At 61.8% G+C, this 7,276-nt stretch carries 7 protein-coding genes and 2 pseudogenes; 2 read left to right on the top strand and 7 right to left on the bottom strand.

The window, feature by feature from the left end:
* Window positions 1-90: 90 nt before the first annotated feature.
* Window positions 91-687, bottom strand: a complete 597-nt coding sequence (locus tag H5395_RS17265) for an AI-2E family transporter (RefSeq protein WP_182793765.1) — start codon at window positions 685-687, stop codon at window positions 91-93.
* A 409-nt stretch (window positions 688-1,096) separates the two neighbouring features.
* On the opposite strand from H5395_RS17265, the gene H5395_RS19195 reads away from it, so the two are divergent.
* The gene (locus H5395_RS19195) at window positions 1,097-1,228 is read left to right on the top strand and encodes a hypothetical protein (RefSeq protein ID WP_255440790.1); all 132 of its coding nucleotides are present in this window, start codon (window positions 1,097-1,099) and stop codon (window positions 1,226-1,228) included.
* 676 nt (window positions 1,229-1,904) lie between these two features.
* Here the strand turns inward: H5395_RS19195 and H5395_RS17260 are convergent.
* The 6 genes and pseudogenes from H5395_RS17260 to H5395_RS19185 all read right to left on the bottom strand — a co-directional run.
* Window positions 1,905-2,528 carry an ABC-type transport auxiliary lipoprotein family protein gene (locus H5395_RS17260; RefSeq protein ID WP_182793764.1) on the bottom strand — a complete coding sequence of 208 codons (624 nt, stop codon included), beginning with the start codon at window positions 2,526-2,528 and terminating at the stop codon, window positions 1,905-1,907.
* Between the two features lie 11 nt (window positions 2,529-2,539).
* Window positions 2,540-3,787: an MlaD family protein gene (locus H5395_RS17255; RefSeq protein WP_182793763.1), complete on the bottom strand. Its 1,248-nt coding sequence runs from the start codon at window positions 3,785-3,787 to the stop codon at window positions 2,540-2,542.
* Window positions 3,788-3,791: 4 nt separating this feature from the next.
* Window positions 3,792-4,571: an ABC transporter ATP-binding protein gene (locus tag H5395_RS17250; protein ID WP_182793762.1), complete on the bottom strand. Its 780-nt coding sequence runs from the start codon at window positions 4,569-4,571 to the stop codon at window positions 3,792-3,794.
* Window positions 4,568-5,659, bottom strand: a complete 1,092-nt coding sequence (locus H5395_RS17245; RefSeq protein ID WP_182793761.1) for an ABC transporter permease — start codon at window positions 5,657-5,659, stop codon at window positions 4,568-4,570. The genes H5395_RS17250 and H5395_RS17245 overlap by 4 nt, the downstream gene beginning before the upstream one ends.
* A 237-nt stretch (window positions 5,660-5,896) precedes the next feature.
* A complete protein-coding gene (locus H5395_RS19635; protein WP_182793760.1) occupies window positions 5,897-6,094 on the bottom strand; it encodes a DUF2934 domain-containing protein in 198 nt (65 codons plus the stop codon).
* Window positions 6,095-6,567: 473 nt separating this feature from the next.
* Window positions 6,568-6,900 (bottom strand): annotated as a pseudogene (locus H5395_RS19185) (transposase); the annotation flags it as partial.
* Here H5395_RS19185 and H5395_RS17230 point away from each other — a divergent pair.
* Window positions 6,873-7,130: pseudogene (locus tag H5395_RS17230) on the top strand (transposase); the annotation flags it as partial. The pseudogenes H5395_RS19185 and H5395_RS17230 overlap by 28 nt on opposite strands.
* Window positions 7,131-7,276 lie beyond the last annotated feature (146 nt).

The following is a 7,276-nucleotide window of genomic DNA, read 5'->3' as shown; positions in this document are numbered from 1 at the left end:
TCAGCCTGCCGCAGGATCGCGATGATCTGAGCCTCAGTGTATCTGCTTGTCTTCATTCGAAATCTCCTCGTTCATCTTGCCGAGAAAATTCTACTTATGAAGCCCCTTACTTTCGGGGAGGATTACCCGGCGAACATACGCTGCAATCTGACGGCCGTTCAGATAGAAGAAGAACGCAATGAAGACGCTGAAGGCGAGTTCGAGAAGACCGACCCCGATGAAAGCTCCGCCTGCCATCGCAACGTCGGCAGCTGGCCCGGTGAAGCGTCTCAGCGCGGCAAGAAAGGCGGGCGCATCGAGCGCAAGGCCTTGCCAGTAGCTGGCAATGCTCTCGCCAACGATCGGGAAGTCGCCAATCCAGGCCGGCGGCCCAGGCGGTCCTTCCTCGACGACCCGCCCAAGCACGCGGACGAGATCGCCTACGCTCTCGGCCAGTGCCGCCACCAGAAGGACGAAGGGTGCGACAATGACCAGCGCGGCGGCGAGGGTCATCAGGGCGGCTGCCGGACCTCGTCTGCCGCCGAGGGCTCTTTCGAACTGGCGATAGACGGGCCAGGTGGACCAGCACAGAACGGCGGCCCACATGATCGCTGTCAGAAATGGTGAGATCACCACGAAACAGCCGATCCCGAGCGCGAGCAGCGCCCCGATCCCGAGCAGCTTCTCGTATTGTGTTGCTGGAGCCATCCCGTGTTGTCCTGGTGTGCTGTTCCGGTTTCGCGAGAACTGGGTGGTGGAGTATCAGTATAGCGGTCAGGAGCGATGTATTGGCGGATGAGCGCTACCGGCCTTCCTCGTCGCTACCTTCCGTTGTCAGGCACCCCCCCGTTGCAGCCTTGCGGACGACTATCATGCTCTGATGATTGAAAGTCTTCAGGACAGTTTACCGACCTGCGACAGTTTTCCGCCGATGATGTTGTCCTTCGGCTGGACAGGCCCACCAGAGGTTGCGACAGGCGGCCCGGCGGGCGCGGCGCTGACTGGGTGGCGCGAACGGCGGGTCCATGAATTCCTCGTGGCCATGGCTATTCCCCCCACTCATGGTTTACTGTGCCCAGTCGGTCTGATGCGGACCGGCTTTGGGAGGACCTCGATCATGGCCAAGGGCATGAACAAGCGTGGGCGCGACGAAAAGAAGCCGAAAAAGGAAACGCCGAAGGTAATCGCAGCAGCACCCAGCACGAAGGACGTCGTCGCTGCCACGGTATCCAAGGCCAAAACTCGCTGAGGTGATCGGCGGGCACACCTGCCTGATCGACCGACCTCAAGAAAAAAGGGGCTTGGCAATGACGCGAGAAGGTGCCCAGCCCCAGCTCGAACATGGCCCCTTCAGCCTGAACTCCGCCCTGCGCCCCCTCAGGGCGTATCTCCAGGGGCGGTCATATTTGAGGCAGCCACCGTTCTGCGAGATGAAGCAAGCGCTTCATGGAAGGCTATTCTCTCGGGCGTTCGTCAGGGGTTCTGCAATCAACGGCCTTGACCTGATGTAACCGTGCGGACGGATCCCCATCTTTGAGATATCCGCGCGACACTTTTCGCGGTGCCATGGAGGTTCTGTGATGGCAGCCGAGATAGCAGAAAACATGAGCCAGAGATGGCGAATGTTGTTTCGTCGTCCTGTGGTAGTCGGCCCTGCCGACGCAAGTATCGACGGGCGGATCAAGGCGGCCTTCGAGGCTGAAGTGCCTGTTCTTGACGAGGCAGGCACCGAAAGGTCACTCCGGGCCAACCTGAGCAAGCGGCAAGGGCGCGTTACGGCGGTGAACGCGCGGCGTGAGGCCGCGAAGCGGTCTGAGGATTGGCTTGCATCAAGCTGACGTCCTCCGAGGCTCTGTTGATGGCGTGGATGCCCCTACTTTCAGCGCAGCATGTTCTAAAAAGGCCGCCGCATTGCCGGGCTTTGTTTATCGACAACCCGCCGGGTTCACACCCGAAGCGCGCAGACCCCAATCGGTCATTTGCGTGACCAGCTGCCGCGCCCCTGCGTCGAAGGCCGGGACCAAATCTGCCGTGCGAGTGCTCGCCGCGGGAACGGTGGCGGCGAAACGACCACGCGAGATCACGTCTGCTTCCATCTCGCTTACCATCTGTGCTTCGACCGTCAGCTGAATGATCACGCCATCAGGGGTAAGTTCGGCGTTGAAATCCTGGATCTCACTGATCAGGGCATAGTCGCCGGACAGCCCGAGCGGCGCGCGGCCGACCTGGGAATAGCTACCCGTTGCGCCCAGGCTTTGGACCAGCAAGCGCTGCAGCATCGCTGGAACCGTATCGCCCCACTGCGCGTCTGGCAGGTATTGCGTCTGCAGGGCCGACGGACGGATCATGATCCGGTCGCTGTCGAGCGTGCCGCGCGCTTTTGGGGGTTCGACAACCAGCTCTCCAATGCGAGCCCGCCCGCAGCTGCGGGCAGGAGGCGGGCGCAGCTCGAACAGATCGCGGTCCGGTTCGCCCTGAAGGGCGGACAGGGCACCACATCCCGGCAAGGTGCTCAAGGCTGCGATCAAAACGGCGGGAAGCAGGCGCATGGGAAACCTCGTCATCGACGGAATTCAGGGGTGCGGGGACCAGACAGCAGCTGTGCCGGATTGCGGCGAAGGGTCGAGACGAGCTGGTTCATGTTCTCGACCAGCGTGCGCAGGTCTTGAGACAAGCGCGAGATCTGAGGCAGCGTGTCGGCGGCGAAGGCCTGCACGGGTGTGCGGGCGCCCTCGATCACGCTACCCAGCGATTGAAACGCCACAGCAGCCGAGTCTGCGGCCCGACGCAGGCTAGCGGTGATTTGCGGCAGATCTTCGGGCAGGCTGGCCAACGCGGTGTTAACCGCGGCCAACGTGCCACGCAGGTCGCCGGCCACGGGGGCAAGATCGCGGCTGATGACCATCTCTGCCGCGTCAAAGGCTCGCGTGCCTGCAGCCAATGCAGTGTCGAGACTGTCCAGGCTGGTGGCGCCTCGTTCACTGAAAGCGGTCAGTCCTGCGGCGCTGCGTTCCAACTGCTGTGTCAGCGTCGTCAGATCGCCTGAAACATAGCGGTCCACCCGGTCGAGTGTCGCGGTAGCGGCGCTCAGGGTGGTCTCGGCCTCGGACGCCGCGTCGGCAAACCGCTCCAGCGTCACTCCGGCACCGCGGCTGAGGCCATCCATCTGCGTCCCAAAGGCCGCAATGCCCGTGGCAGCCTCCGATATCGCCTCCGTCGCTGTGGCCACATCGTCCAACGCCTTATCCAGGTTGCCACTGGATCGTTCCACATTGTCCAGGATCGCAGCCACCCGGCCCTGATTGTCTGGCCCCAGGATTTGCGACAACTGTTCGGCCACCAGGCTGAGACGGTTGATGATCTGCGGGCCCTCGTCGCTGAGCGTCTGCAGTGCCGACCGGCTGGACGCAATGACCGGCACCGCAGAAGTGTCGGTCTCCCTCAGCAAGGGCGCACTGTCGGAGCCTGGGGTGACTGCGACCAGCGCCACGCCGGTGACGCCCTGCACCTCCATTGCGGCAACGCTGTCGCTGCGTATGGGCGTATCGAGGATCACCTCCAGCCGGACCCGGACAGGCAGGGGATTGCCGGGGGCCAGCTGCATGTCCACAACCCGTCCGACCGGCAGCCCTGCAAAACGCACGTCTGACGACGGACCGAGGCCTGACACGTCGGGAAAGTACACGTCATAATAGGCAAACTGACGGTCCAGTTCCAATTGAGCAAACCACAGAACAAATCCCAGGATGCCCAGGAAGCCTGCAATCGTGAAGGCCCCGATCAGGATATAGTTGGCTTTGGTTTCCATGGGATCAGTCCTTGTCCGGGATACCTTCGGTCGCAGCGCGCGCCCGAGGCCCGTGGAAATACTCGTGCACCCAAGGGTGATCGACCTGCAGCATCTGGGCCATCGTGCCGGTTGTCAGCACCTTGCGTTCGGCCAGCACCGCAACGCGGTCGCAGCAGGCGTGCAGCGTGTCCAGGTCATGCGTCACCAAAAACACCGACAGGTTCAGCGCGTCGCGCAGCGTCACGATAAGCCGGTCGAACGCCGATGCGCCGATCGGGTCCAGCCCAGCCGTAGGCTCGTCCAGGAAAACAATCTCGGGATCCAACGCCAGCGCACGAGCCAGTCCCGCCCGCTTGCGCATTCCTCCTGAAAGATCCGAGGGATAATTGCCGTTGGCCTTCCAGGGCAGCCCCGCCATCGAGACCTTGAGTTCCGCCAGTCCCTGTCGCTGGGTATCCGAAAGTCCTGCGACAGCCTTCAGCGGCACCTCGACATTCTCGCGCACGGTCAGCGACGAAAAGAGGGCTCCGTCCTGAAACATCACGCCCCAACGCTGTTCCAGCGCGCGACGGTCAGGACCGGAAAGAGTGCCGATCTGCTTCCCCAGCACCTCGATTGTGCCGCCCTGGCAAGCCTCAAGCCCCACAATGGCGCGCAGCAGGACCGACTTGCCGGTCCCGGACCCGCCGACGACACCCAGGATCTCGCCACGCCGCAGGTCCAGGTTTAGTCCTTCATGCACGACGTGATCGCCGAACTGCGTGTGCAGGCCGCGGACGCGGACAACAGGATCACCGTTCATAATCCCACCTGCGCGAAGAAGATCGAGAAGGCCGCATCGGCGATGATGACGGCAAAGATCGCGCTGACAACGGCAGACGAGGTCATCTGTCCAAGCGATTCAGCATCCTTGCCAACACGCATCCCGGCATGACAGCCGATCACTCCAATGATCAATGCAAAGACCGGCGCCTTGGTCAGGCCGACTATGGCGTGGCTGACGCTGACATCTGCCAATCGCGCAACAAAAACGGCAGGAGAAATGCCCAGCTCGATCCAGGACATGACCGCACCGCCCAGCAGTCCGGTCAGCGCCGAAACCAGGCCGAGGATCGGCAGCATCAAGACCAGGGCCAATATGCGGGGCAAAACCAGCACCAGATCGGGGTCAAGCCCCAAGGTCCGCATTGCGTCGATCTCCTGGCGCATCTTCATCGACCCAATAGACGCGGTCAGCGCCGAGGCCGTGCGTCCTGCGACGATGATCGCCGTCAGCAGAATGCCCAGTTCGCGCAGGATCGAGATCGCGATCAGATCGACCACGAACACCTCCGCCCCGAACTGGCGAAGCTGGTCCGAACCCTGGAAGGCCAGGACCACACCGATCAGGAAGGACATGACGGCAACGATCGGCACGGCGCGCAAGCCGGTTTCCTGGCAGTGATGGATCAGGGACGTCGCAGGAAATTGTGACGGGTGGCGTAATCCCCGCCAAAGCGCGGCCAGGGCGCGTCCCAGATACTCGGCCAGCTCGCTCAGATACACCAGCACCCCGGCCACGCGACGCCCTGTCCTGTCCAGAATGCGACGCCACCATGCAGGGACCTCGACGGTCAGGTCCGGCACCGGCAACGCCTCCGTGACGGTCGCAAGCAGACTGGCATGATGGTCCGACAGTCCGGTCAGCGTGCTGCCGGTCGCGCGTCGCCGCGTCAGTTCCCATGCACCTGCCGTATCCATCCGGGTCACCGCAGCAAGATCAATCTTCGCCGCATCTGGCGTGTCAGACAGCTTGCTCAGCGTCCACACGACCAGGTGGCCGGACAGGATCACACGCTTGTCGACAACATCAACCGACAGGTCAGACAGGGCCGCATCGGCAACCTTCATACCCACTTGCACTCGTTTCTCACGTGAAATTCAGCGCGCGCATTGAGGCAATATTCAAGCTGGCCCACCGAGACGACCAGAACGCTGGTTTTTGGTAAGAGACAGTAGAACATGCTCAAACCGCTTTCTTATTCATGAAGAAAATGCGCCCTGAAAATTTCTTGCCGCTCGGCGGCGCCAGGATGATGCTCTTTGTGATGGCCCGCGGGCGGTGTTCATCACGCCGCCCCCCAATCGTTATTGCGACTGGAACTCGCGGTTTTGATGCCAATCTTCGTCGGCTCCGTCCTGACTCCCTTCTTGCTGCCCCAGGACGTAGGCACACCCCCGGATGTGCTGCTCGAGGGCACGATGCCAGAACTCTTCAGCGCGTCCGTCTGGCCGCCCTTCCTGTTCCCACAGGGCATAGGCCCGCTTGCAAACAACCTGTTCCAAGCCGAGTTTTTCTCCGATGTGGTGCTGATCTCGTCACTATAGGGCTGCAGTCAGCCTTGCATGGCTCATTATACGTAGAAACGTGCGAATTTACACCAACAATAGACATACCAGATGCCGATTTCTGCAGTTCAACACCCACAATGGCTCGGTGGTCCGAGGGCTGGCGCGGCCGACAGGCCGCGCTGATCCTTGCCCTTCCTCCGGGATGGCCTTGATCCTGGCGAATAGCCAGGATCTCCGCTTGTCCTATGCAAGGCTGGCACAGGCGCGCGTTCCGAGGGTATGGCAAGCCAACTTAACAGCAAAGCAGTTGGAAGCATGGAAAATGCCCTTGTTCCTGAACTTGCCGTAACAGACTGGCAGGAAAGCAAGCGGTTCTATTGTGACCGGCTTGGTTTCGAGTGCGTCTATGAGCGGTCAGAGGAAGGGTTCTGCTACCTTCGCCGCCAGGAGCCCGATCTGCTTCCAGACTTGGCGCCCCGGCGCCAGCTCGGTGTCTGCCAGTCGGCGTCCGCGAGCACTGCTTCGACAGGCCGGCTGAGCTGGTTGGGGAGGTGGTGCTGGCGCGGGCGTCCGCGTCTGGCGACGGGGAAGATCATCTCGACATCGACGGGATAGACCTTCTGCTTGGCTGGGATGCCCACTGCTCACCGGAGACCCCGCTCTCTCAAGGCTTGGCGGAAGGGCGCGCTCCGGCCATAGCCCGCGTCCGCCAGGACGCAGCCGAAGCGCACGCCGGAAGCCAGAACCCGGTCGATCTCCTCAATCGCCATCTCTGGCCGACAGGCGCTACGATGCCGAATGGTTCCGGGAAACTTCTAAGGACAAAGGGATACGAGCCTGCATTCCAGGCCGGAAATCACGCGCCAAACCCATCAGGTATGACAAGCGCCGATACCAGCGTCGCAACAGGATCGAGATCATGTTCGGTCGCCTGAAAGACTGGCGGCGCGTAGCAAACCGCTATGACAGGTGCCCGAAGGTTTCTTTCTTCGCCGTCGCCCTCGCCGCCACCGTCATGTTCTGGCTATGAAGCCAATGGGCCCTGAGCCTAGCACTACTTTGGGAGATTTTTGATACTGGGAGCGTTTTGAGGGATTCCCAAGGTCGGTTTTGCATGATTCATGAGAGGCCGGCTGTTGGAGGAGCCGGCCATGAATATGGATTGGCAAGTCGATC

This window comes from Paracoccus sp. MC1854, from assembly GCF_014164635.1.
In the GTDB taxonomy this organism is placed as follows: Bacteria; Pseudomonadota; Alphaproteobacteria; order Rhodobacterales; family Rhodobacteraceae; genus Paracoccus.
Note: the sequence above shows the minus strand (reverse complement) of the source record. Positions and strands in the feature narration are given on the sequence as shown.

Bases quoted from the DNA above. Each gene is read 5' to 3' on its own strand.
- H5395_RS17265 (WP_182793765.1), bottom strand. From the start codon at position 687: ATGGCTCCAGCAACACAATACGAGAAGCTGCTCGGGATCGGGGCGCTG.
- H5395_RS19195 (WP_255440790.1), top strand. From the start codon at position 1,097: ATGGCCAAGGGCATGAACAAGCGTGGGCGCGACGAAAAGAAGCCGAAA.
- H5395_RS17260 (WP_182793764.1), bottom strand. From the start codon at position 2,528: ATGCGCCTGCTTCCCGCCGTTTTGATCGCAGCCTTGAGCACCTTGCCG.
- H5395_RS17255 (WP_182793763.1), bottom strand. From the start codon at position 3,787: ATGGAAACCAAAGCCAACTATATCCTGATCGGGGCCTTCACGATTGCA.
- H5395_RS17250 (WP_182793762.1), bottom strand. From the start codon at position 4,571: ATGAACGGTGATCCTGTTGTCCGCGTCCGCGGCCTGCACACGCAGTTC.
- H5395_RS17245 (WP_182793761.1), bottom strand. From the start codon at position 5,659: ATGAAGGTTGCCGATGCGGCCCTGTCTGACCTGTCGGTTGATGTTGTC.